Raw genomic sequence first — 24,952 nt, forward strand, 5'->3', positions numbered from 1 at the left:
AGTTCAGACGCCTTCGATATCCGGCCCTTTCACCGTCTGGCTGACCAGCCCGTTCACACCCACCGGCACTTCGCCCTTGAGCGTCACTCGCCGCACGATGCGGTCCTGGGTCCCGTAGTCATCCACCGCGTAATGCTGGGTGGAGCGGTTGTCCCAGATCGCCACATCACCGGCCTTCCAGCGCCAGCGCACGATGTTTTCCTGGCGGATCACATGGCTTTGCAGCAAGCCGAACAGGTGCGCGGAATCGGCTTGGGAATAGCCCTTGATGCGTTTGACGAAATGCCCCAGCAACAGGCTCTTCTCACCGCTGACCGGGTGCACGCGGACCACCGGGTGCTCGGTCTCGTAGACCGTCGAGGTGAAGACCTTGCGATAGCGCTCCAGCTTCTCCGCCGAGACGTCCGGCCGGGTGCCGGCGTAGTCGTATTCGTTGCTGTGCACGGCGACCAGTTTGTCGGCCAGTTCACGCAGCTCCTCCGACAACCCGGTGTAGGCAGTGGCGGTGTTGGCCCACAGGGTGTCGCCACCGAAAGCCGGGGCCACCACCGAGCGCAGGATCGAGGCTTTGGGATAGGCCTCGACGAAGGTCACGTCGGTGTGCCATGAGCTGGCTCGCTGGCCCTCGGCACCATCCAGCTCCAGCAGAAAACGCGTGCCTTCGCGCACCGGTACCGTGGGGTGCGCCACAGGTTCACCGAGCAGGTGGGCGAACGCCTCCTGGCGCTGATCGTCGAGCTGGGCCTGCTCGCGGAAGAAGATCACTTTGTATTGCAGCAGCGCCTGTTGAATGGCTTCAACAGTGGCGGCATCCAACTCGCCGGAAAGCTCTACGCCACGGATTTCGGCACCGATGCGACCGGCCACCGGATGGATTTCAAGCGCGTGAACAGCGGGTTGTACTGCGAGTGCGGCATTGCTCATGGGTAGACCCTCTTCAGACTGCTTGCGGTTGAACCGGCCGCGAAACACTGCTCTATCTATATGCTATTTAGGTCTAATAGATATCAACATGCTTCGTTGACGGAATAAGAGGTTGCATTTAAAACCTCAGTCAACCTTCGTCGCAAATGCCTTCGAGCTATTTTTAGGATGCCGGAAAAGCATATGGATCTTCGCCAGTTGCGTTACTTCATCGCCCTCGACGAACACCGCAGTTTCGTGCGCGCGGCCGAGGCCATGGGCATTACCCAGCCTGCCTTCAGCCGCAGCATTCAGGGGCTCGAACATGAGTTCGGCTGCGTCCTGGTGGACCGTGGCAACAAGGATTTGCGCCCCACTCCCGAAGGCCTGGTGGTGCTGCAACATGCCCGCAGCCTGGTGCAGGGTGCGGCGTTGCTCAGCTCGGAAGTGACGCAGATGACCAAGCTCGATGCCGGTGAACTGCGCTTCGGTTGCGGCCCGGCACCGGCGGTGAAACTGGTGCCGGATGCTGTGGCGCAATTCATCAACGCGCACCCGAAAGTGCGCACCTGCTTCGAGGTGGATAATTGGGAAAAACTCAGCCGCGCCCTGAGCCGTGAGGAGATCGAATTCTTCATTGCCGACATCCGTCATTTCGAGTCCGACCCTAACTTCCAGACCCAGGCCCTGACGCCCAAGCGCGGTGTATTTTTCTGCCGCCCCGGGCACCCGCTGTTGGCCAAGGAGAGCCTGTCGACCAACGACATGTTCGATTACCCGCTGGCGACCACTATGATCCCGCCGGGCATTCGCAAACTGCTGGCGAACCTCAGTGGGCGCGTGGATTTTTCACCGACCATCGAAACCGAGCATTTTCCGGCGCTGGTGAAAGTGGTGCTGCAATCGAATGCGATTGGTGTAGGGACTGAAGAAGCGTTTGTCGAAGACATCGCCCAGGGTTCACTGGTGTTGCTGCACTGGCGCAATCTGCCGCAGAACATCGAGAGCATGAATGCACGGTGCGGGATCGTCAGTCGCACCGGGTTCCGCTTGTCGCCAGCGGCGCGGGCGATGATCGAGACACTGGTGGCGGTGGACAGGCAGCAAGTCAGCGTCGCGGTTTAGGGCCTCTTCGCGAGCAAGCCCGCTCCCACAGGTTTTTCTGGTGTTCACAAGATCTGTGTTCACTGGAGACCCCTGTGGGAGCTGGCTTGCCAGCGAAAGCGCCCTCAAGAACGCAAAAGATTCAAAGTTTTGCCGCAGCCAACTCCGGCGCCACCCAATCCGTCACCTTGAACGACTTGCGAATCAGCTTCTGCTGCGAAGCCAGGTCCACCGCATCCTGCAATTTGCCAAGGAACACCGGATCAAGTGTCGACGGGAACACCTCGCTCAGTTTCTGATCCTTCAGATCCTGCGTGAGGATCACCGCCGGATAATTCGCCAGCCCCGACACCAACTGAATGTAGGCGTCCTTGTTGCTGTCCTGGGTCAGCCACGCCACGGCTTGCTGTTGAGCCTTGAGCAGTGTGGCGACTGCCTCGGGGTGCTCGTCGACGAACTTCCCGGTCCCCACCAACACGGCCTGCACACTGCCGGCGCCGCCCAGGTCCTTGGTGGTCAGAGGCAACTCCGCCAGCCCCTTGGCCTGTAATGCGGTAAGCCCGGAACCACCCCACGAAGCATCGATCTGCTTCGCCGCCAGTGCCGCGACCGCCGCGTTGAAGTCGAGGTTGATGACTTTCACGTCTTTCTCGCTCAACCCCTGGCTAGCCAGCGCCGCATCGAAAGACAGCTGGCTGGCGGTGCCACGGAAGATCGCCACGCGTTTGCCCTTGAGGTCCTGCAGGGTCTTGATCCCCGAACCCGGCACCACGCCCAGGTAATGCTTCACCCCGCGCGCCGAGGCGCTGAGCAGTCGCGTATCCAGACCATTGGACTTGCCGATGATGGCCGCCAGATCGCCGAGGTAGGCCAGGTCCACCTGACCGTTGGCGAACGCCTCGTTGATCACCGGGCCTGCGCCCTTGAAGAAGCTCCACTGAATCTTGATGCCTTGATCGGCGAAAGCCTTTTCGAAGATCTGTTGATCGCGCAGTACGTCCACGACACCGCCACCACTGTGCTGGGTACCGGCACTCAGGTCCGGCACCGCGATGCGGATTTCCTTGAGCTCACCGGCGTTGGCCGTGAAGGCCAGCAGGCCCGCCAGGGCCGGTGCGGCGAACAGACTGATGACACGTTTGAAGGGAAGGTTCATGGGTGCGGCTCCTTGGGGCAACGGGCGTTGATGAGCCGAAAGTAGGCCGAAGTGGAACCAACACTTAAATACTATAAATTCACATTTTTAGATCATGTAGTTCTATACCAACACCGGCGGAGCTCTCCGCCAGCTATGCCTTGGCAGCATCGAAAATATTCTTCGAATGCATTGGATGCGTGCGCGCTCTCAAGCCTTAAATGGCCTTGCTTATCCCTAAATAGAATTAATTTTTATTTTTATAGATCAATTTTGCATACACCTTAAACCCTGTGGGAGCGGGCTTGCTCGCGAAAGCGGTGTGTCAGACAACAATGGAGTGACTGACACACCGCTTTCGCGAGCAAACCCGCTCCCACAGGAAGACAACGGAGGTCACCCATGGCCCGTGTTTCCCTTCTCAGCCTGCCACTGCCCGCCCCATCGCTTGAACACAAGCGAACATGGCCAAGCCTGGGCCAACGCTTGTTGCCGTGGTTGTTGCCCACTGCCCTTTTCGCCCTCTGGTGGCTCGCCAGCCGCAATCACTGGATGAGTGAGCAAATCCTGCCAGCGCCGACCCTGGTCTGGAGCAGCGCCGTTGAATTGTCCCAAGGCGAGCTGTGGAGCCATTTGTGGATCAGCCTGCAACGCTTGTTCTGGGGCTTGCTGGCCGGGGTCAGCGCTGGTGCTGTTTTAGGTGCGGCATTGGGTTTCAGTCGTCGACTGGAGCGTCTGGTATTTCCAACCTTCGCCGGCTTGGCCCAAGTCCCGACTCTGGCCTGGATTCCATTGTTCATGGTGTTTTTCGGCATTGGCGAAATGCTGAAACTGGTGGTGCTGATCAAGGCCATCGTGGTGCCGGTAACCCTGCATACGCTGGTCGGTGTGCGCGATGCTCAACCAAAGCTGCGCGAGGCCGCCGCCGTGTTGCGCCTGCCCAGGCACCTGTTGATCCGGCGCCTGGTGCTGCCGGCAGCGCTGCCGGCATTCATGGCCGGTGTGCGCCTCGCGCTGGCCGCCGGCTGGACTTCACTGCTCGCTGTCGAACTGCTCGCCTCCAGTGAAGGCATCGGATACCTGATGGTCTGGGCGCGGCAGTTGTTCATGCTCGACATCGTGTTCGTGTGCATCGTCGTGATCGGCCTGATCGGCGTGGCGATGGATCGCGGCATCGGCCTGCTGGACAGGAAGCTGGTGCACTGGCCGCACCCGGCCACCGCCGAAATCCGTCGCGGGCCGCGTTATCAAGGCTGGCAGCGATTGCAACCGTGGCTGCTGCCGCTGACGCTCCTGGCGTTGTGGCAACTGACCTCGGATCAGCAGTGGATTGACGCGAACATTCTGGTCAGCCCGCTGGCCGTCTTGCAGACCACAAAAAACGGGTTGCTCGACGGCACACTGCTTGGCGGCATGGCCCTGAGCCTGGGCCGAACCCTTGGCGGATTGCTGCTCGGTGGGGGGCTCGGGTTTGCCTTGGGGTTGCTGCTGGGGTTGTCGCGCACCAGTGAACGCCTGCTCGGCCCAGCCCTCGCCGCCATCCGCCAGATCGCCATTTTCGCCTGGGTGCCGCTGCTCACCGCGTGGTTCGGTCTGGGGGAATTGGCCAAGTGGGTGTTCGTTGCCCTCGCCGCCTTTTTCCCGCTGTTCATCGCCACCCAACGCAGCGTCGCCCACCTGTCGCCGCAACTGAACGAGGCCGCGCAGGTGTTGCGCCTGAATCTGCGCCAGCGCCTCGGTCGGCTGGTACTGCCTGGCGCGGCGCCGGGGATTTTTGCAGGGCTTCGGCTGAGCCTGATCTACGCCTGGCTCGGCACCATCGGCGCCGAATATTTCATGCCGTCCAACGGCGGCATCGGCAGCCAGATGATCGGCGCCCAGCAACTGCTGCGCATGGACCTGATCATGGCCGGCATGCTGCTGGTGGGCCTGACCGGTGCCCTGCTCAACCTCATAGGCCAACGCCTGGAAATCCGCGCCACTCGCTGGAGACACGCATGAACGCACCGATTGTCAGCTTCAATCACGTGGGCAAAACCTTCGACGTCGACGGCTTCACACTTGAGGCCATTCGCGAGTTCAACCTGGACATCGCCGAGGGTGAGTTCGTCGCCATCGTCGGCTCCAGCGGTTGCGGCAAATCCACCTTGCTGCGGCTGCTGGTGGGCCTCGATACGCAGTTTCGCGGGCAGATCAGCGTGGACGGAAAAGCCGTCACCGGCATCGGTGGCGAGCGCGGCATCGTCTTTCAGGAACACCGCTTGTTCCCGTGGCTGAGCGTGGCCGACAACATCGGCCTGGGACTGGTCAACGAACCACTCAGCGTTGCGCAAAAGCACAAGCGCATCCATGACTTCATCGAATTGGTGGGCCTGGGCGACTTCGCTCGCGCCTATCCACACCAGCTCTCTGGCGGCATGGCGCAGCGCGTGGCCATCGCTCGTGGCCTGGTGGCCAGCCCGCGGATTCTGCTGCTGGACGAGCCCTTCGGCGCCCTCGATGCGCTGACCCGCCAGCAGATGCAGGACGAACTGTTGGCGATCCGCTCCCGGGCAAAAATCACCACCGTGCTGGTCACCCACGATGTCGAGGAAGCGATCTTCCTCGCCGACCGCGTGGTGGTGATGGAGCCGCGTCCTGGGCGAATCAAGCAAGTGGTCGAGATTGCCCTGCCCCATCCGCGCCAGCGCAGCAGTTTCGACTTCCACCAATTGCGCGAAGAACTGCTTCACGAACTCACCAGCGACGATCACTACCAGCCCCCCGTGCCGGTGCAGGTCCGCGATCTGCCGCTGTCCTTCATTGCCTACTGAAAAAGGAAATGCTTGATGCCGCAACGTCCCAACTTTCTAGTGATCCTGGCCGATGACCTGGGCTTTTCCGACCTCGGCGCCTTCGGTGGCGAAATCAACACGCCGAACCTCGATACATTGGCCAACAATGGCCTGCGCCTGACCGATTTTCACACCGCACCGACCTGCTCGCCGACCCGTTCGATGCTGCTCACCGGCACTGATCACCACATCGCCGGCATCGGCACCATGGCCGAAGCATTGACCCCGGACCTGATCGGTAAACCGGGTTACGAAGGACACCTGAACGACCGCGTGGTCGCCCTGCCCGAGTTGCTGCGCGAGGCGGGTTACCAGACCTTGATGAGCGGCAAATGGCACCTGGGCCTGACCGCAGAACTGGCGCCCCACGCCCGGGGTTTCGAGCGTTCGTTTTCGCTGCTGCCCGGCGCGGCCAACCATTATGGCTTCGAGCCGACCTACGATGAAACGACGCCACGGCTGCTGAAATCCACCCCGGCGCTGTACATCGAAGACGACCAATTCATCGATGAACTGCCCAAGGATTTCTATTCCTCCGATGCCTTTGGCGACAAGCTGCTGCAATACCTCAAGGAGCGCGACCAGACCCGGCCGTTCTTCGCCTACCTGCCGTTTTCCGCGCCACACTGGCCGTTGCAGGCACCGGCCGAGGTGGTGGAAAAATACCGCGGGCGCTATGACGCCGGCCCTGAAGTACTGCGACTTGAGCGCCTGGAAAAACTCAAGAAACTGGGGCTGATCGAGACCGATGTCGAGCCGCATCCGTTGATCCGGTTGACTGCACAATGGGATGCCCTGAGCGACGAGCAACGACAGATCTCCGCGCGGGCCATGGAGGTTTATGCCGCGATGGTCGAGCGCATGGACTGGAACATCGGGCGGGTCGTCGATTACTTGCGCCAGCAAGGGCAACTGGACAACACCTTCATCCTGTTCATGTCCGATAACGGTGCCGAAGGGGCGTTGCTGGAGGCCTTTCCGAAATTCGGCCCGCAGTTGCTGACCTATCTCAACCAGCATTACGACAACAGCCTGGACAACATCGGCCGCGCCAACTCCTACGTCTGGTACGGGCCGAACTGGGCGCAAGTGGCGACCGCGCCGTCGCGGCTGTTCAAGGCCTTCACCACCGAAGGCGGGATCCGCGTTCCGGCGCTGGTGCACTACCCGCAGCTGCCGCTCAAGGGCCAGATCAGCCACGGTTTCGGCACGGTGATGGACATCACGCCGACCATTCTGGATCTCGCCGGCGTGCGCCACCCGGGCAAGCAATGGCACGGCAAACCCGTGGCGCAAGTTCGCGGGAAGTCGTGGCTTGGGTTCCTGTCGGGCGAGACGGCACAAGTGCATGACGAACACACCGTCACCGGGTGGGAATTGTTCGGACGACGGGCAATTCGGCAAGGACAATGGAAGGCGGTGTACATCCCGGGACCGGTAGGGCCGGCGACCTGGCAGTTGTATGACCTGGGCAATGATCCGGGGGAGATTCATGACCTGGCGTCGAGCCAGCCACACAAGCTCGGTGCCTTGATCGAGCATTGGCAGCGGTATGTGGATGAGACTGGGGTGATATTGAGTGAGTCGCCGTTTCAGCCTGATTGATGCTGCCTGAACCGGCCCCTTCGCGGGCAAGCCCGCTCCCACATTTGATCTTCAGTGAACACATTACTGGTGAACACCCGAGATCCCTTGTGGAGCGGGCTTGCCCGCGAAGGGGCCCTTTCAAACGACGACTAGACTTGAGCCGTACGCACCTTTTCCACAGCCACTTCTTCTCTGCGCTCAAACCGGTTAGCCCGAGCAAACGTGCCGAGATCATTGAACCGCACACCCATCTCGCGCATTACCTTGTGCCCCACCGGCACGGTCAACTGGCGGATGTAGAAGGGTTCCTTCACCACAAAGTGATGGATCCCGTGGCTGCTGCCGAAGTTGAAGCAGAACGCCTGCAGCGGCCACAACCACCAGGCATTCAGTACCTGACACTGCTGCATCACGTTGCCCGGTTCCACGTCACCGTAGTAGTGCATGTTCGAGCTGATGAAGTGCAGGCAGAACGTGCGCAACACGTTCGGGCCGATGATTACGACTGCCGCGATGTCGATCACCTGCATCACCGACAACGTGGTCGCCGACCACTCGATAGGTGCGCCCATCAGATACGCAACGCCATTCGCTGCATGGAAACCGAGAAACACGTACCAGGCGCCCCAATGCATCAATGCCAATGGTGCGTAGACCTTCAGCGTGCGCTGGACGATGCTGATCTTTTGCGCCCAGGTCTTGGCCCGCAGCATGCGGATGAACGACGACATCATGTTGTCGCCAATCATCAAGAATCGCGCGATACCCCATGGTTCTCCGTTGGTAATGGCGCGTTCTTCCATATCGGTTTCAGAGCCCGAGACCTTATGGTGATTGAGATGCAGATGGCGGCGAATCCAGGGATTGATGGTGCTCGGCCGCGCCAGCCACACCAACCCCATCATCAGGTTGTGCGGCACCTTCTGCTTGCGAAAGTACATGCTGTGGATCAGGTCGTGTTCCAGCTCATGGGTCAACGAGGCAAAAAATGCGTTGAGCAACAGGCACGCCCACCAAGCCATATGCCCGGTCATATAGAGCGCAGCAGAACCGACCATACCGGCGATGGCGAAGGTCAGAATGCCCGCGCCGAGGGCGTCCTGATGCTTGAGAATCGGGTATTGCTCGCGCAGCTCGACGCCTCTGGCCAGCACCACTTCGCGGATATGGGCCGATCGTTGAGCTGCATTCAGTCGTTGGGGGCTTGCAGAAGTACGGTCCATGCTTCCATCCTCTGGTTATTGATGGTTGCATCCTGCCTTGCGATCCTTCGCAACGCGGTAGCCGAGAACGCCAACCTGTTGACCGGAAGCGCCAATCAGCATGACTGAACCGACCTCCCTCGCCAGCTGGACCCGCGCCCTGCGCAAGCAACTCGATGCCCTGGGCATCGACAGCACCGCCCTGTGCCAGCAATCGGGGCTCGATCCACAGCTGATGGACGACCCGAACGCGCGCTATCCACTGTCGGGCACCACACACCTGTGGAATCTGGCGGTGCAGGCCAGCGGCGACCCGGCGATCGGATTGCGGGTTTCGCGTTTCGTCAGCCCGACCACCTTCCATGCGCTGGGTTATGCACTGGTCGCCAGCGGCAGCCTGCGGGAAGTGTTCGAGCGCATCGTGCGCTATCACCAGGTGGTCAGCGATGCCCTGGAACTGGAGCTGACCCGCGCCGAGGATCGCTACCGCTTCAGTCTTAAAATCCCTTCCGGCAACCCGGCCCCGGCCTTCGAAGCCATCGATGCGTTCATGGCGATCTACGTGCGCACCTGCCGCAATCGCCTGGGCCGCGACTACGCGCCGCTGGCGACCTACCTGCGCCGCCCGGAACCGGCAGACGCGCATCAATGGCATAAAGTCTTTCGCTCGCCCTTGCACTTCGGCGCCGATGAGGATCGGCTTGAATTCGCCCTCATTGACTTCGACAGCCACCTGGACGACGCCAACCCGGAACTGGCCGAACACAATGAAACCGTACTCAAGCGAACCCTGGCGCAACTCAAGCCAATGACGTGGGAGCGCAAAGTCCGCGACGCGATTGAAGAACAACTGCCCGAAGGCGAACCCAGCGCCGAACACATCGCCAAGGCCCTGCACCTGAGCCTGCGCAGCCTGCAACGGCACCTGGCCGACGAAGGCTGCCGGTTCGACACGCTGCTCAACGAAAGCCGCGAAAATCTCGCCCTGCTGCACCTGCGCGACCCGCAAGTGTCATTGAGCGAGATCAGTTATCTGCTCGGGTTTGCCGACACCAGCAGCTTCAGCCGCGCCTTCAAGCGCTGGACGGGAATGACGCCTGGGCAGTTTCGGGATGGGTTGCGCTGATCCAGCCTGAAAATGGGTTGCCTGGGCTGGCCTCTTCGCGGGCAAGCCCGCTCCCACAGTTTTTTCGGTGACCACAAATTTCTGATTCACCCAGATCCCCTGTGGGAGCGGGCTTGCTCGCGAAAGCGGTGTGTCAGGTGAAATTGATGTACCTGACCTGACGCTTTCGCGAGCAAGCCCGCTCCCACAATGGTTCGGTGTTCGCCGTCAGATCGTGGCCAGCTCCCGCAACCGCTCGGCATCGAGGATTTCGATTTCGCCGTAACTCAGTCCGATAACCCCCTGCCCCTGCAATTCCTTGAGAATCTGGTTGGTGGTCTGGCGCGACAGCGACAACATGGCGGCAAGCTGCTCCTGGGGCAGTTGCAGGACGCGGCGCGGTGGTGTGGTCTCGCCATAGCCTTCGGCGATCATCAACAAGCGGTGCGCCAACCGTGCCGGGGCCGGCAACAGGCTCAGTTGTTCGAGGTTGATGAAGGTCATGCGCAGTTTCTGGCTCATCAGCAAGGCCAGTTGCCGCCAGTGCTGCGGATGCTCGTCGAGCAGCGCCAGCAAGGTGTTCTGGGGAATGTGCAGCAGCGTGCACTGGCCCACGCCGTAGGCATCGTGGGTGCGTGGCTGGCCATCGAACAGGCAGATTTCGCCGAACCAGTGCGGCGGCTCCACCAGGCTCAGCAATGCTTCCTTGCCCTGCTCGCTGACGGCACCGACGCGCACCGCGCCTTCAAGCACCGCGTACAGGCCACAGGGCGGATCGCCACGCTTGAACAGCCGCTGGCCCGACGACAGGCGCCGCGGCCTGGCCGCCGACAGCAGGCTATCCTGTAGGGAAACAGGCAAATGGCTGAACCACTGACCGCTCATCAGGCGTGGACGCCAGACCTGCATATCCATGAAAACTCCTAGAGATTGTCGCCTGGCTGACAGAGCGGGAAGTGGCCCCGGGGCATGATCAATCACCCCCACAGGAGAACAACAATGAAAAGCCTCGTCGACCACCTCAGTCAATACGCCGCCTACCACCGTGACCCGCGCAACATCGCCTCGCACTTTATCGGCATTCCGTTGATCGTGGTGGCCGTCGCGGTGTTGCTGTCGCGGCCGGAATGGTCGCTGGTCGGCGTGTGGCTGTCACCGGCAGTGCTCGTCTCGCTGGCATCAGCGTGGTTTTACCTGCGCCTGGAGTTGCGCCTGGGCATGTTGATGACCGTGTTGCTCGGGCTGTCGGTGTGGGCAGGTCATGCGCTGGCGCAGCAAAGCACGCTGGTCTGGCTGGGCAGCGGCGTGGCGATGTTCGTGATCGGCTGGGCGATCCAGTTTGTCGGCCATCACTACGAAGGGCGCAAACCGGCATTTGTCGATGACGTGACCGGCTTGATTGTCGGGCCGCTGTTTGTGGTGGCTGAATTGGCGTTCATGCTGGGGATGCGGCGTGAACTCAAAGAGCAGGTCGAGGCGCGGGCGGGTGTTGTGCGGGTCAATCCGAAGCGTGCTGCTGTCTAGATCGCATTCGCGGGCAAGCCCGCTCCCACAGGGTTTCGGGTTAACCACAGGTTTTGTGGTCAACACCGATTCAATGTGGGAGCGGGCTTGCTCCGGGCGGCGATCCGACGAAGCTTTTGATTTTAAATGTTCGCGACCTTCTGCCAGACCTTCGGCTTGAAGAACAACGTCTCGCCTTTTGCCAAACCAACCAGGCTGTCATGATCCTTGACCACTTCGGCCTCGATCAGATCGCTCTGCCCTTCGACCTTCAACGTCACCCGCGTCGTCGCGCCCAGCGGACGAATATCGCGCACCTCCGCTGCGTGGTGATCTTCCAGCTCATGGCGCGACAGCGACACCTCGTGCGGGCGGAACAGCACGTGCCTGTCTTCGCCCAGGTGCAGACGGTTCGAATCACCGAGGAAGTGATAGACGAAATCGCTGGCCGGGTTTTCGTAGACGTCGCCCGGTGAGCCGATCTGCTCGATCACACCCTTGTTCATCACCACGATGCGGTCGGCCACTTCCATGGCTTCTTCCTGATCGTGGGTCACGAACACCGAGGTCAGGTTGATGTCTTCGTGCAGACGCGCCAGCCAGCGGCGCAGCTCTTTGCGGACCTTGGCGTCGAGGGCGCCGAAAGGCTCGTCGAGCAGCAGCACTTTCGGTTCCACCGCCAGTGCCCGGGCCAGGGCAATGCGCTGGCGCTGACCGCCGGAGAGTTGTTCCGGGTAGCGATCCGACAACCAGTCCAGTTGCACCATGTTCAGCAGTTCGTGGACCTTGGTTGCGATCTGGCTTTCGTTCGGGCGCTGGTTTTTCGGCTTCATGCGCAGGCCGAACGCGACGTTGTCGAACACCGTCATGTGGCGGAACAAGGCGTAGTGCTGGAACACGAAACCGACGTTGCGATCTCGCACGTCGTGACCGGAAACGTCTTCACCGTGGAACACGATGTTGCCCTGGTCCGGAGTTTCCAGGCCGGCGATGATCCGCAGCAGCGTGGTCTTGCCGCAGCCCGACGGACCGAGCAACGCGACGAGTTCGCCGCTCTGGATGTCCAGGCTGATGTTGTCCAGCGCCTTGAAGGCATGGAAGTTCTTGCTGACGTTACGCACTTCGATCGACATGAATTATTCCTCCGCGGCGCTGGCGCGCAGGCGGTTAATACGGTTTTCGCTCCACTGCTTGAGCAGCAGGATGAAGAGCGCCAGGATCAGCAACAGGCTCGCCACGGCGAACGCGGCCACGTGGTTGTATTCGTTGTAGAGGATCTCGACGTGCAACGGCAGGGTGTTGGTCACCCCGCGAATGTGCCCGGACACCACCGACACCGCACCGAACTCCCCCATGGCCCGCGCGGTACACAACACCACGCCGTAGATCAGGCCCCATTTGATGTTGGGCACGGTGACGTGCCAGAACATCTGCCAGCCGTTGGCCCCGAGCAGGCGCGCGGCCTCCTCTTCCTGGGTACCTTGTTCCTGCATCAGCGGGATCAGTTCACGGGCCACGAACGGCACGGTGACAAAAATCGTCGCCAGCACGATGCCCGGCAGGGCAAAGACGATCTGGATGTCGTGGTCCTGCAGCCATGGGCCGAACAGGCCCTGGGCGCCGAACATCAGCACGTAGACCAGACCGGCGATCACCGGCGATACCGAGAACGGCAGGTCGATCAGTGTCACCAGCATGCTCTTGCCGCGAAACGAGTACTTGCTCACGCACCAGGCGGCGCTGACACCGAACACCAGGTTCAGCGGCACTGAAATAAGTACGGCGATGACCGTGAGTTTCAGTGCCGACAGCGCGTCCGGCTCAAAGATCGCGGTGAAAAACGCCCCGAGGCCGAGCTTCAGGCCCTGGGACACCACGATGAACAGCGGCAGCAACAGGAACAGCGCAAAAATCAGCCAGCCAAGGCCGATCAGGATTCGCCGCGAAGTCGCACTGCCACGGCGGGCAGCGTTCGAGGAAGCGGCAGCAATAGACGATTGAGACATGGGTGCGCCTCCTTATGGGGTTTCGATGCGCCGCTGCAACAAGTTGATCAGCAGCAACAGGACAAAGGAAACCACCAGCATCAGTACACCAATGGAGGTAGCGCCGGTGTAATCGTATTGGTCGAGCTTGACCATGATCAGCAGCGGCAGGATCTCGGTTTTCATCGGCATGTTACCGGCAATGAAAATCACCGAACCGTACTCGCCGACCCCACGGGCAAAGGCCAACGCGAACCCGGTCAGCCATGCAGGCAAGAGTGCCGGCAGCAGGATATGGCGGAAAACCTGCAACGGTTTTGCACCCAGGCACGCTGCCGCTTCTTCCACTTCGCGGGGAATATCCGCCAATACTGGCTGTACGGTACGTACTACGAATGGAAGTGTCACAAAAGTGAGGGCAAGGGTGATGCCCAGAGGGGTGTAGGCGATCTTGAAACCCAGATCCGCCGCAAATTGACCCACCAGGCCGGTAGGTGTGTACAACGCCGTGAGCGCAATACCAGCCACCGCCGTGGGCAATGCGAACGGCAAGTCGATCATTGCATCGATCACTTTTCGTCCAGGGAAGGTATAGCGCACTAATACCCAGGCCAGCAGCGTGCCGATAATGCCGTTGATGATCGCGGCACACAGGGCTGTGCCGAAGCTGAGCTTCAACGCAGCCAGCACCCGTGGCGCCGAGATGATTGCCCAGAACTGATCCCAGGTAAGTTGAGCGGCATGCACAAACATCGCCGCCAGTGGTATGAGCACAATCAGGCTGAGGTACACCAAGGTGTAGCCCAGCGTCAGCCCGAAGCCGGGTATGACGGGGGAGATACGACGCGACATAAAAGTCCTTGGTTAAAAAGCGATCAACTAAACCCATCCTTGTGGGAGCGGGCTTGCTCGCGAAGAGGGAGCATCAGTCAACAATGATGTCGTCTGATACACCGCCTTCGCGAGCAAGCCCGCTCCCACATGTTATGCAGCTTAAGCCAGGTTATTGCGCCTGGTAGATCTGGTCGAACACGCCCCCGTCATTGAAGAATTTCGGCTGTGCGGTTTTCCACCCGCCGAAGTCCTTGTCGATGCTCACCAGTTCCAGTTTCGGGAACTGCTGGGCGTACTTGGCGGCCACGTCCTTGTCACGTGGACGATAGAAGTTCTTCGCCGCGATTTCCTGGCCGGCCGGGCTGTACAGGTGCTTGAGGTAGGCTTCGGCGATCTGCTCGTTGCCCTTTTTCTCGGCGTTCTTGTCGACCACCGCCACCGGCGGCTCGGCGAGAATCGACAGCGAAGGCACGACGATGTCGAACTTGTCGGCGCCGCCCTCTTCTTTCAGGGCCAGGAAGGCTTCGTTTTCCCAGGCCAGCAATACGTCACCCTGACCGTTGTTGACGAAAGTAATGGTCGAGCCGCGGGCGCCGGTGTCCAGCACTGGCACGTGCTTGAACAGGGTTTGTACGTATTCCTTGGCCTTGGCTTCGTCGCCACCATTGGCTTTCAGGCCATAAGCCCACGCCGCGAGGAAGTTCCAGCGCGCACCGCCAGAGGTTTTCGGGTTCGGCGTGATCACCGAGACGTCATTCTTGACCAGGTCGCCCCAGTCCTTGATGCCTTTAGGGTTGCCCTTGCGCACCAGGAACACGATGGTCGAGGTGTAAGGGGTGCTGGCGTCCGGCAGGCGTTTTTGCCAGTCAGCCGGCAGGGATTTGCCGAGCTTGGCGATTTCGTCGATATCACCGGCCAGGGCCAGGGTCACGACGTCGGCACGCAGGCCATCGATCACCGCCCGCCCCTGCTTGCCCGAGCCGCCGTGGGATTGCTGGACCTTCACGGTGTCGCCCGCGTGTTCTTTCTGCCAGAACTTGATGAATTCGGCGTTGTAGTCCTGGTACAGCTCGCGGGTCGGGTCATACGACACGTTGAGCAGCTCGTAGTCCTTGGCAACGGCGGAACCGGCAAAAAGGGCACTGGCCAGGGCGGCCAAAGCAAAATGACGAATCGACGACATGGTGAAAGCTCCTGGAATTCTTGGTTTGTTGGCTTTTTCTTATGGGATATCGCGTTGCCTGATTCACCTCAGCCCGGCTTGTTGCCCGGCTGCTGCAAACGGAATTTTTCTTTGCGCTCGATCTGCACCACCTGGGCGTTGTGCACGGTGATTTCCACGGCACCAAAGCGCAAATCGCGCAGGGCACTCTGGATTTCACGCAAGATGGTGGCTTCGTCTTGACCGTCGACGCTACGCAGGGATGCGCTCATATTGCTGCTCCTTCAACTGAGAGGTTGCCTCGCAGTGTCGGCACTGCTTGCGGCTTGAGAGCAATAGTAGAGAGGCACAGATATTCTTAAAAAGACTATTTAAGAATGTTTATATAACCAGAAAACATTATCTGACGGGACAAGGCTTTGCGAGGGATTGCACCCTTCAGACGCACGCAACCCCCCTGTAGGAGCGAGCTTGCTCGCGATGGTGGCAGGAGGCACTGCGTTCATTCAGGCAGCCCTTGTCATCGTTGACGTTCATCGCGAGCAAGCTCGCTCCTACGCGATCACCGGCGCATGTGCCCAGTTCAACTGCCCTGCCGGCACCGGTCGCCCAAACCAGTAGCCCTGCCCCAGATCACAGCCTTGCTCGAGGAGGAAAGTCGCCTGTTCGACCTGCTCGATCCCTTCGGCATGCACCTGCATGCCCATGCTTTGGGCCAAGGCAATGATCACCCGCGAAATCGCCGCATCGTCCTCATCCCACGGCAATCCGGCCACGAAGCCCTGGTCGATTTTCAACTTTTGCACCGGCAAACGCTTGAGCCGCAACAGCGATGAATAACCCGTGCCGAAGTCGTCGATGGCCAGGCGCACTCCCAACTCGCGCAGGCGATGCATCTGCTCCAGCGCGACTTCCGGATCGTCCATCACCGCGCTTTCGGTCACTTCCAGCTCCAGACAGGCCGGCTCCAGCCCGGTTTGGCGCAGTACCTGCGCTACCTGCTGATACAACTCACGACGGGCGAACAGTCGCGAAGAAACGTTGACCGCGACGAACGACAGCACCACCCCGCCCTGCTGCCACTGGCACATCTGGCGACATGCCTGCGCCATGACCCAGGCATCGATGTCAGCAATCAGGCCGGTTCGTTCGGCGACCGGAATGAATTCCGCAGGCGACACCAGTCCCCGTTGCGGATGCTGCCAACGCACCAACGCCTCGACGCCAATCAGGCGACAGGTCTCGAGGTCGTGAACCGGCTGGTAATGGACCCGCAGCTCCTGCTGGTCCAGGGCGCGGCGCAATTCGAAGGCGATCTCCACCCGTTGCTGGGCGTGGGCCGTCAGCTCTTCGGTGTACAGGGCATAATCATTACGCCCCGTGCTCTTGGCCTTGAACAGCGCAGAGTCGGCATTGCGCAGCAGTTGCTCGACGCTCAACGCATCGCTGGGGAACAGGCTGATGCCGATGCTGGTGTTGATGGACATCTGGTGTCCATCGATAAGGAACGGCTCTTTAAGGCCATCGATGATCCGCTGGGCCAACGCAGCAGCCTGAACCAGTTGCGGACAACTTTCGGCGAGTACGGCGAATTCATCTCCGCCCAGCCTGGCCAGGGTGATGCCCGGGCCGAACATGGCACCCAGGCGCTCGGCCACAGCCTTGAGCAACTGGTCGCCAATGGTATGCCCGAGGCTGTCGTTGATCATCTTGAAGTGATCGAGATCGATCATCAGCAGCGCGCAGCCACGCTTGTGGACTTGTGCAGAGGCCAGGGCCTGTTCGGCGCGATCGGTGAACAACAGGCGGTTCGGCAGGTCGGTCAGCGGATCGTGGTGCGCCAGGTGCATCAGCTCGTGTTCGGAGTTCTTGATTGCACTGATGTCGGAAAACACCGCCACATATTGGCTCGGCCGGCCGTAGTCGTCATGGATCAGGCGGATCGTCTGCCATTGCGGGTAAATCTCGCCGCTTTTGCGCCGGTTCCAGATTTCCCCACTCCACTCCCCGACACTGGCGAGCGCGGCAAACATCACCTGATAGAACTCAGGGGAATGTCGCCCGGACTTGAACAGATTGGGCCGCTGCCCCAGCACGTCCTCATACCCGTAACCGGTGATTTCCATGAACGCCCGGTTCACATGGACGATCACGCCTTCCCGATTGGTGACCAGCACGCCTTCGCGGGTGCAGTCGAACACGGCTGCCGCCTGACACAAGCGCATGCGGTCGGCATCGCGCTCACGCAGTTTGGCGCCGATACCCAGACACCGCAGCAACCGCGCCCGGGCAATGAAGATCAACCCGGCGCTGAACAGCACCCAGACATAACCGTTGATCAGTTGCCATCGCAGTCGCTCGGCGGAGCTATCGAAGAAACTGTTTAATAAATAGCCACTGATCTGCAGCCAAACCACAGAAAGCAACAGATAGAGCAGCGCTGCGCGCAAGGCATCGCGATAGGTGGCAGACATCCGGCAATCCATGTCCCTACAAAAAGGTTGGAATTATAGTTTAAAGACACATCCAGCCACTCTTATCTGAAAGGGCGACTGGTTTTCTGTGTGGGCTTAGTGATAATGCAACGGCTGTTTTTTCTTTATCGAGGGCCCTACAGCCTATGTGGTACGAAGGTTTTCTTGGCTTGTCGCCCTGGTCGCTGGTAGCAGTCACCCTGCTGATGACCCACGTCACGATCATTGCCGTCACGGTCTATCTGCATCGTTACTCGGCCCATCGCTCCCTGGAGCTCAATGGGGGCCTTAAACATTTCTTCCGTTTCTGGCTGTGGCTGACCACGGCGCAGAACACCCGCGAGTGGACCGCCATCCACCGCAAGCATCACGCCAAATGCGAAACCGTCGATGATCCGCACAGCCCGGTTATCAAGGGTTTGTCCACAGTGCTGCGCAAAGGCGCCGAGCTGTACCGCGCCGAAGCGGAAAACCCCGAGACGCTGCGCATCTATGGCAAGAACTGCCCCGAAGACTGGATCGAGCGCAATCTCTACAGCCGCTTCCCGCTGCTGGGCATTGCGATCATGGGTGTTATCGACCTGTTGCTGTTCGGCACCATCGGCATCACCATCTGGGCCATCCAGATGATGTGGATCCCGGTGTGGGCCGCCGGCGTGGTCAATGGCCTGGGCCATGCCGTTGGCTATCGCAACTTCGAATGCCGCGACGCCGCGACCAACCTGGTGCCTTGGGGCATCCTGATTGGCGGTGAAGAACTGCATAACAACCATCACACCTACCCTAACTCGGCAAAACTGTCGGTGAAGAAGTGGGAATTCGACCTGGGCTGGGCGTGGATTCAAGTCTTCAGCTTCCTGCGCCTGGCCAAGGTTCAGCGGGTTGCGCCGATTGCCCATCGCGTCGAAGGCAAGGGCAACCTGGACATGGACACCGCCATGGCGATCCTCAACAACCGCTTCCAGATCATGGCCCAGTACCGCAAACTCGTGATCGGCCCGCTGGTCAAGCAAGAGCTGGAAAAGGTCGATCACTCGGTACGTCACCAGTTCCACCGGGCCAAACGCCTGCTTTCGCGGGAGACCAGCCTGCTGGATGACAAACACCATGTACGCATCCAGAACATGCTCGAGCACAGTCAGGCGCTGAAGGTAATTTACGAGAAACGCCTGGCCCTGCAGCAGATCTGGGTCAAGACCAGCTCAAATGGTCACGACATGCTGGCAGCCATCAAGGACTGGGTACACGAAGCCGAAGCCAGCGGGATTCAATCCCTGCGCGAATTCGCCGATCAGTTGAAAACCTACTCCCTGCGCCCTGCCGCCGTTTGAGCCACAAAACCTGTGGGAGCGGGCTTGCTCGCGAAAGCGGTGCGTCAGTCGACATCTTCATTGACTGACCCACTGCATTCGCGAGCAAGTCGGATCGCCGCACCGCCGCTCCCACATTGTTATGTGGCGTGACTGCAATATCGCGCCATCAGTACCGCCCGGCGGGAGCCAGCTCCCTCGCCACAAAAGGCGGGAACTTCATCTAAAAAGCCCTATCTCAAAGACACTTCGCCATCCCCGGCGGGCTTGATGTTGGCCGCATGCCCTTTGAGATTTGTGTCGATGGCCCAGAAAAACCTGCAAGACTCATCTTCGCCCCATTGGCCCGAGGCCGCGCAGACCCTGATGGCGCTGATGCGCGCCCAAGGCGAAGTGGCACGCCTGAGCGAACGCGAACAGTTGTTCAGCACCTTGCTGGGGAGCGTCAACGCGGTGCTGTGGGCATTCGATTGGGAATCCCGCCGGGTGCTTTACGTCAGCCCCGCCTATGAACGGATCTTCGGCCGCTCGGCCGATCTGCTGCTGGCCGACTGCAATCAATGGCGCGACAGCATCTACCCCGACGACCTGGACTATGCCGAACGCAGCCTGGCCGAAGTGCTGGACAAGGGCGCCGTCGAAGACCGCGAGTATCGAATCATTGCCGCCGACGGGCAGGTGCGCTGGCTCAGCGACAAATGCTACGTAAACCGCCAGGCCGAACCGGGGCAACCGGTGATCATCGTCGGTATCGCAGAAGACATCACCGACAAGAAGCGGATGGAAAGTGAACTGCACCGCCTGGCCACCACCGACGCCCTGACCCAGAGCAGCAACCGCCGGCATTTCTTCGAATGCGCCCACCGCGAGTTCACACACGCCCGGCAAAAGGGCGAACCGCTGTCGTTTCTGATGCTGGACATCGATGACTTCAAAATCATCAACGACACCTACGGTCACCAGGAAGGCGACAATGTGTTGCAACGTATCGCCGATAGCGGCCGCGCAGCGTTGCGCCGTGGCGACCTGTTCGGGCGCATTGGCGGTGAGGAATTCGCAGCGGTGTTTCCCGGCTGCACGCCGAAGATGGCCCTGCAAGTGGCTGAGCGCTTGCAACAGCAGATTCAGCAATTGCGTTTCACCCATGAAGGCCAGACGTTCGGCATCACCGTCAGCCAGGGCCTGACCAGCCTGACCGCCGCGGACGGAAACGTGGAAAACCTGTTTTCCCGCGCGGATGCCGCGATGTACCAGGCCAAGCGCGAGGGCAAGAACCGGATTGTCACGGCCTGACCGGCCTTGCACTCAAACCTGTGGGAGCGGGCTTGCCCGCGAAGGGGCCGCGTCAGTCACCTTTTATGTCGACTGACACTCCGCTTTCGCGGGCAAGCCCGCTCCCACAGGGGTAAGTGGCGAGCTTACTTCTTGCGCAAGCGCATCAACTCCGGCAAGCCGATCTTGAGCAACCGCGCCGTCCGGCTCTTCGCCAGCTCTTCGATGCCCTCATGCTCGGTCAGGCGGGCCATCTGCGCGGCCATGTTCATTACCAGCGCTTCGCGGGAGTAAACCCCGCCACCGAGCTGGTAGGCCGCCGCAATCAACTCCCGCAACTCCAGCGGTAGACGCCAGCGCGTGCGCAGGGCTGAACCATAGGCCGCACCAAATTCAACCAGCGCTTCGCCCACTTCCTCCTGCTCGTCCAGTTCGCCTCCGGCCTGTTGCCATTCCTGCAAACAGCGCAGCAACGCCAGATCGCCGAGACGATGCAACATGCCGGCGCAATAGCAGCGCTCCTGATCCAGATCGAGCAGCCGCGCCAGGGTTCGCGCGTATTCGGCGGTGTGCAGCGACAGATCCCAGTAGCGCTCGGCATAGTCGGCCAATTGCGGATCGCTGAGCCGGGCACTGCGCTTGAGCGCCAGGCCGAGAATCAGGTTCATGCTTTGCCCCGTGCCCAGCCGATGCAGCGCCTGGGACAGGGTTTGCACACCGGCACCGTGGTGCTGGGCCGCGCTGTTGGCAGCGGCGATCAGCACGGCCGTGACCTGCGGATCGGTGCGGATTTCGTCTTCCAGCACCGTCAGGTCGAGGCCATTGGGATTGAGGCTGCGCTTGACCGCCACTTGCACGTCGGTCATCAGTGGCGCGCCGTCGGCCAATTCCCGTCGACGCTCCAGAAACACCGACAACGTCATGCCCGGTGCCAGCGCCGGCACCTCGCACGAGACTTCTTCGCCAGCGTTCAGCAGCAGCCCCTGCAACCGCTGAGTCAGGCTTTCCATATTCAGGGGTTTGGTCAGGTACGCAGCCGGCACCAACGGCAAGGCCTCGCGCACACTGGCACTGTCGTTGCGACTGCTCATCAGAATGAAGGGCAGCGGCGGATTGCGTTTGCGCTGACGGACATTGCGCAGGACATTCAGGCCATCGACGCCCGGCAACTCCCAGTCGGCGATCACCAGGTCATAAGGGTTGGCAGCCAATAGCTCCAGCGCTTGCTGACCATCGGCACACAAATCCAGCCGCGCATCGCAGCGTACGTTCAACAACACTTCCTTGAGCAAATCCCGGGACCAGGGGTCGGCCTCGGCGATCAGGACTCTTGGAACGGCGGGTAAAATGACAGTTGTCATACAGCTCTCCCTGGCAATGCAGGAACCTTAGCCAATGCTGGCCACTCGATACAGCGCTAATGCGCGGGATGTGTTTCCAGGGGCATGAAAAAACCCGCCGAAGCGGGTTTTTTGTGGATCAGGTCACACTGGGGATCAGAGCTCGGAGAAGCACTCTTCGATGATCGCCAGGCCTTTGTCCAGTTGCTCGTCCGGCGAGGTCAGCGGTACCAGGACGCGCAGAACGTTGCCGTAGGTGCCGCAGGACAGCAGGATCAGACCCTTGTCGCGAGCCTTGGCCACAACGGACGCCACGGCTGCGGCGTTCGGCTTGTGGCTGTCGCCGTTTTCGAACAGCTCGACAGCGATCATCGCGCCCAGGGCACGGACTTCGCCGATCACCGGGTACTTGGCCTGGATGGCCTTCAGGCCGGTTACCAGACGCTCGCCAACAGCCTTGCAACGATCCAGCAGGTGCTCTTCTTCGAACACTTCCATCACGGCCAGGGCCGCGGCGCAAGCGATCGGGCTACCGGCGTAGGTGCCGCCTAGGCCGCCTGGAGCAATGGCGTCCATGTATTCGGCCTTGCCGCACACACCGGCCAACGGGAAGCCGCCAGCGATGGATTTGGCGAAGGTGGTCAGGTCGGCGGCAACGCCCATCTGTTCCATGGCAAAGAAAGTACCGGTACGGCCAGCGCCAGTCTGTACTTCGTCAGCGATCAGCAGGATGCCGTGCTGGTCGCACAGGGCACGCAGACGCTTCATGAACTCTTTAGGCGCGACGTAGAAACCACCTTCGCCCTGAACTGGCTCGATGATGATCGCGGCGATGTCTTTCGGCTCGGCGTCGTTCTTGAAGATGCGTTCGATGGAAGCGATCGAGTCGTCGATGCTCACGCCGTGCAGTTCGTTCGGGTACAGCGCGCGGAAGATGCCGCCTGGCATCAGGCCCATGCCGGCCGAGTAAGGCACGACTTTACCGGTCAGGCCCAGGGTCATCATGGTGCGACCGTGGTAAGCGCCGGTGAAGGCGATCACGCCGGCACGGCCAGTGGCGGCACGGGCGATCTTGATGGAGTTTTCCACGGCTTCGGAGCCGGTGGTCACCAGCAGGGTTTTCTTGTCGAAATCACCTGGCACCTTGGCGTTGATTTTTTCGCACACTTCTACGTACGGCTCGTAGGCCAGCACCTGGAAGCAAGTGTGGGTCAGCTTGTTCAGCTGCTCGGTCACGGCGGCAATGACTTTCGGGTGCACGTGGCCGGTGTTCAGTACGGCGATACCGCCGGCGAAGTCGATGAACTCACGACCTTCAACGTCGGTTACGGTCGCGTTCTTCGCGGAATCGGCGAAGATCGGGTGAATCTGGCCAACACCACGTGGTACAGCAGCGGTACGGCGGGCCATCAAAGAAGCGTTAGTCTTGCTCATACATTCCTCATTCACCGCTCATCGGGCGGCGTGGTTCAAGGATAAAGCGACGGGGAGCAACGGCGGCAGCATGCGATGATCGACTGCCACGGCGTTCCCGGTCACCGAGAATATTCCGGTTTGAAGCGGCGCAAAGGGACAGCGCTCTCGTGCCCTTTGCGCTTGAAGCAATGCTCTTGCGAGGTTAGATGCCCAGGCAGAGGTATTTGATTTCCAGGTAATCTTCGATGCCGTACTTGGAGCCTTCACGGCCCAGGCCCGAAGCCTTGATGCCGCCGAACGGCGCGACTTCGTTGGAGATCAACCCGGTGTTGACGCCGACCATGCCGTATTCCAGGGCCTCAGCCACACGGAACACACGACCCAGGTCGCGGGCATAGAAGTACGAGGCCAGACCGAACTCGGTGTCGTTGGACATCGCGATCACGTCGGCTTCGTCTTTGAAGCGGAACAGTGGCGCCAATGGACCGAAGGTTTCTTCCTTGGCCACGGCCGCATTGTTCGGCACGTTGGTCAGGATGGTCGGCTCGAAGAAGTTGCCTTCCATCGGCTTGCCGCCGGACAGCACGGTGGCGCCTTTGGAAACGGCGTCGGCAATGTGCTCTTGCACCTTGGCCACGGCTTTTTCGTCGATCAGCGGGCCAGTGGTGGTGCCGGCTTCCAGACCGTTACCGATCTTGAGCTTGGCCACAGCCACTTTCAGCTTCTCGGCGAACGCGTCGTAAACCGAATCCTGAATGTACAGGCGGTTGGCACAGACGCAGGTCTGGCCGTTGTTGCGATACTTGGAAATGATCGCGCCTTCGACGGCCTTATCCAGGTCCGCATCGTCGAACACGATGAACGGCGCGTTGCCGCCCAGTTCCAGAGACACTTTCTTGATGTCCTTGGCGCATTCCGACATCAGTTGACGGCCGATTTCGGTCGAACCGGTGAAGGACAGCTTGCGCACGATCGGGTTGCTGGTCAGCTCGCTGCCGATGTCGCCGGCGCTGCCGGAAACAACGCTGAACACGCCAGCCGGGATGCCGGCACGCTGGGCCAGTTCGGCCAGGGCGAAGGCGGAGAAAGGGGTTTGCGAAGCAGGCTTGAGCACCATGGTGCAACCGGCGGCCAGGGCCGGACCAGCTTTACGGGTGATCATTGCAGCCGGGAAGTTCCACGGGGTGATTGCAGCGGTCACGCCGATTGGCTGCTTGATCACGATCAGGCGCTTGTCTGGCTGGTGACCCGGAATCACGTCACCGTAGATGCGCTTGGCTTCTTCGGCGAACCATTCGATGAAGGAAGCGGCGTAAACGATCTCGCCCTTGGCTTCGGCCAATGGTTTGCCTTGCTCCAGGGTCATCAGGTGAGCCAGGTCTTCCTGGTTCTCGATGATCAGCTCGAACCAGCGACGCAGCTTGGTCGCACGTTCTTTGGCGGTCAGTGCACGCCAGGCCGGCAGCGCTTTGTCAGCGGCTTCGATCGCACGGCGGGTTTCGGCAGCGCCCATTTTCGGCACGGTGCCCAGAATTTCGCCCGTTGCCGGGTTGTTGACCTTGATCGTCTGACCATTGTCCGCATCAACCCACGCGCCATCAATGAAGGCTTGCTGGCGGAACAACTGGGTGTCTTTAAGCTGCATGTCGGCTTTCCTTAACAGCACCGCGCACGCGCGGAGCAAATTATGATTGTAGAAAGGCGCCTCGATAGGCTGCCGTCAGGGAAATCATTCACCGGGCTGAAGCACATAAATAGCGCACTGATTCAAATCGTGCGGTTCAGC

21 protein-coding genes are annotated in these 24,952 nt (G+C 60.6%); 8 read left to right on the forward strand and 13 right to left on the reverse strand.

Annotation, left to right across the window (positions count from 1 at the left end):
- Positions 1-3 precede the first annotated feature (3 nt).
- Positions 4-924, reverse strand: a complete 921-nt coding sequence (locus AC07W4_RS09285) for a TauD/TfdA dioxygenase family protein (protein ID WP_495032228.1) — start codon at positions 922-924, stop codon at positions 4-6.
- A gap of 183 nt (positions 925-1,107) precedes the next feature.
- Between AC07W4_RS09285 and AC07W4_RS09290 the strand changes: the two genes are divergently transcribed.
- Positions 1,108-2,028: a LysR family transcriptional regulator gene (locus AC07W4_RS09290; protein WP_495032229.1), complete on the forward strand. Its 921-nt coding sequence runs from the start codon at positions 1,108-1,110 to the stop codon at positions 2,026-2,028.
- A 121-nt stretch (positions 2,029-2,149) separates the two neighbouring features.
- Here AC07W4_RS09290 and AC07W4_RS09295 read toward each other — a convergent pair whose 3' ends face one another.
- Positions 2,150-3,163: an ABC transporter substrate-binding protein gene (locus AC07W4_RS09295; RefSeq protein ID WP_008045424.1), complete on the reverse strand. Its 1,014-nt coding sequence runs from the start codon at positions 3,161-3,163 to the stop codon at positions 2,150-2,152.
- A gap of 381 nt (positions 3,164-3,544) precedes the next feature.
- On the opposite strand from AC07W4_RS09295, the gene AC07W4_RS09300 reads away from it, so the two are divergent.
- The 3 genes from AC07W4_RS09300 to AC07W4_RS09310 are packed head-to-tail and all read left to right on the forward strand — an operon-like array spanning position 3,545 to position 7,581.
- A complete protein-coding gene (locus AC07W4_RS09300) occupies positions 3,545-5,143 on the forward strand; it encodes an ABC transporter permease (protein WP_495032230.1) in 1,599 nt (532 codons plus the stop codon).
- On the forward strand, positions 5,140-5,955 hold the full coding sequence (locus tag AC07W4_RS09305) for an ABC transporter ATP-binding protein (protein WP_008045427.1): 816 nt from the start codon (positions 5,140-5,142) through the stop codon (positions 5,953-5,955). Before AC07W4_RS09300 ends, AC07W4_RS09305 begins: the two co-directional genes overlap by 4 nt.
- Positions 5,956-5,970: 15 nt before the next feature.
- The gene (locus AC07W4_RS09310) at positions 5,971-7,581 is read left to right on the forward strand and encodes an arylsulfatase (protein WP_495032231.1); all 1,611 of its coding nucleotides are present in this window, start codon (positions 5,971-5,973) and stop codon (positions 7,579-7,581) included.
- A gap of 131 nt (positions 7,582-7,712) precedes the next feature.
- Here the strand turns inward: AC07W4_RS09310 and AC07W4_RS09315 are convergent, their stop codons facing one another.
- Positions 7,713-8,786 (reverse strand): fatty acid desaturase, encoded by a 1,074-nt coding sequence (locus tag AC07W4_RS09315; RefSeq protein WP_495032232.1) that lies wholly within the window; start codon positions 8,784-8,786, stop codon positions 7,713-7,715.
- Positions 8,787-8,886: 100 nt separating this feature from the next.
- On the opposite strand from AC07W4_RS09315, the gene AC07W4_RS09320 reads away from it, so the two are divergent.
- Positions 8,887-9,891 (forward strand): AraC family transcriptional regulator, encoded by a 1,005-nt coding sequence (locus AC07W4_RS09320; protein WP_495032233.1) that lies wholly within the window; start codon positions 8,887-8,889, stop codon positions 9,889-9,891.
- Between the two features lie 207 nt (positions 9,892-10,098).
- Here AC07W4_RS09320 and AC07W4_RS09325 read toward each other — a convergent pair whose 3' ends face one another.
- Positions 10,099-10,785 carry a Crp/Fnr family transcriptional regulator gene (locus tag AC07W4_RS09325; RefSeq protein ID WP_495032234.1) on the reverse strand — a complete coding sequence of 229 codons (687 nt, stop codon included), beginning with the start codon at positions 10,783-10,785 and terminating at the stop codon, positions 10,099-10,101.
- Between the two features lie 84 nt (positions 10,786-10,869).
- Between AC07W4_RS09325 and AC07W4_RS09330 the strand changes: the two genes are divergently transcribed.
- The gene (locus AC07W4_RS09330) at positions 10,870-11,394 is read left to right on the forward strand and encodes an Mpo1 family 2-hydroxy fatty acid dioxygenase (protein WP_495032235.1); all 525 of its coding nucleotides are present in this window, start codon (positions 10,870-10,872) and stop codon (positions 11,392-11,394) included.
- 122 nt (positions 11,395-11,516) lie between these two features.
- Here AC07W4_RS09330 and AC07W4_RS09335 read toward each other — a convergent pair whose 3' ends face one another.
- From AC07W4_RS09335 to dibA, 6 genes are all read right to left on the reverse strand, one after another.
- A complete protein-coding gene (locus AC07W4_RS09335) occupies positions 11,517-12,506 on the reverse strand; it encodes a sulfate/molybdate ABC transporter ATP-binding protein (RefSeq protein WP_008045437.1) in 990 nt (329 codons plus the stop codon).
- Between the two features lie 3 nt (positions 12,507-12,509).
- Positions 12,510-13,379 carry a sulfate ABC transporter permease subunit CysW gene (cysW, locus tag AC07W4_RS09340; protein WP_007972954.1) on the reverse strand — a complete coding sequence of 290 codons (870 nt, stop codon included), beginning with the start codon at positions 13,377-13,379 and terminating at the stop codon, positions 12,510-12,512.
- Between the two features lie 12 nt (positions 13,380-13,391).
- A complete protein-coding gene (cysT, locus tag AC07W4_RS09345) occupies positions 13,392-14,210 on the reverse strand; it encodes a sulfate ABC transporter permease subunit CysT (protein WP_007972956.1) in 819 nt (272 codons plus the stop codon).
- A 151-nt stretch (positions 14,211-14,361) separates the two neighbouring features.
- On the reverse strand, positions 14,362-15,375 hold the full coding sequence (locus tag AC07W4_RS09350; RefSeq protein ID WP_495032236.1) for a sulfate ABC transporter substrate-binding protein: 1,014 nt from the start codon (positions 15,373-15,375) through the stop codon (positions 14,362-14,364).
- A gap of 68 nt (positions 15,376-15,443) precedes the next feature.
- Positions 15,444-15,626 carry a sulfur starvation response protein OscA gene (gene oscA / locus AC07W4_RS09355; RefSeq protein WP_007975618.1) on the reverse strand — a complete coding sequence of 61 codons (183 nt, stop codon included), beginning with the start codon at positions 15,624-15,626 and terminating at the stop codon, positions 15,444-15,446.
- Positions 15,627-15,908: 282 nt separating this feature from the next.
- Positions 15,909-17,828: a phosphodiesterase DibA gene (gene dibA, locus AC07W4_RS09360; RefSeq protein WP_495032237.1), complete on the reverse strand. Its 1,920-nt coding sequence runs from the start codon at positions 17,826-17,828 to the stop codon at positions 15,909-15,911.
- A gap of 146 nt (positions 17,829-17,974) precedes the next feature.
- Between dibA and desA the strand changes: the two genes are divergently transcribed.
- Both desA and AC07W4_RS09370 read left to right on the forward strand, forming a co-directional pair.
- Positions 17,975-19,159 carry a delta-9 fatty acid desaturase DesA gene (gene desA, locus AC07W4_RS09365; RefSeq protein WP_008045448.1) on the forward strand — a complete coding sequence of 395 codons (1,185 nt, stop codon included), beginning with the start codon at positions 17,975-17,977 and terminating at the stop codon, positions 19,157-19,159.
- Between the two features lie 282 nt (positions 19,160-19,441).
- Positions 19,442-20,431 (forward strand): GGDEF domain-containing protein, encoded by a 990-nt coding sequence (locus AC07W4_RS09370; protein WP_495032238.1) that lies wholly within the window; start codon positions 19,442-19,444, stop codon positions 20,429-20,431.
- Between the two features lie 125 nt (positions 20,432-20,556).
- Here AC07W4_RS09370 and AC07W4_RS09375 read toward each other — a convergent pair whose 3' ends face one another.
- From AC07W4_RS09375 to gabD, 3 genes are all read right to left on the reverse strand, one after another.
- A complete protein-coding gene (locus AC07W4_RS09375; protein WP_008045451.1) occupies positions 20,557-21,771 on the reverse strand; it encodes a response regulator in 1,215 nt (404 codons plus the stop codon).
- Between the two features lie 135 nt (positions 21,772-21,906).
- Positions 21,907-23,184 carry a 4-aminobutyrate--2-oxoglutarate transaminase gene (gabT, locus tag AC07W4_RS09380; RefSeq protein WP_007994487.1) on the reverse strand — a complete coding sequence of 426 codons (1,278 nt, stop codon included), beginning with the start codon at positions 23,182-23,184 and terminating at the stop codon, positions 21,907-21,909.
- A gap of 184 nt (positions 23,185-23,368) precedes the next feature.
- Complete coding sequence (gene gabD / locus AC07W4_RS09385) at positions 23,369-24,811, reverse strand: NADP-dependent succinate-semialdehyde dehydrogenase (protein WP_495032239.1); 1,443 nt, start codon at positions 24,809-24,811, stop codon at positions 23,369-23,371.
- Positions 24,812-24,952: the final 141 nt, after the last annotated feature.

This window comes from Pseudomonas sp. GW821-FHT02A08, from assembly GCF_059422045.1.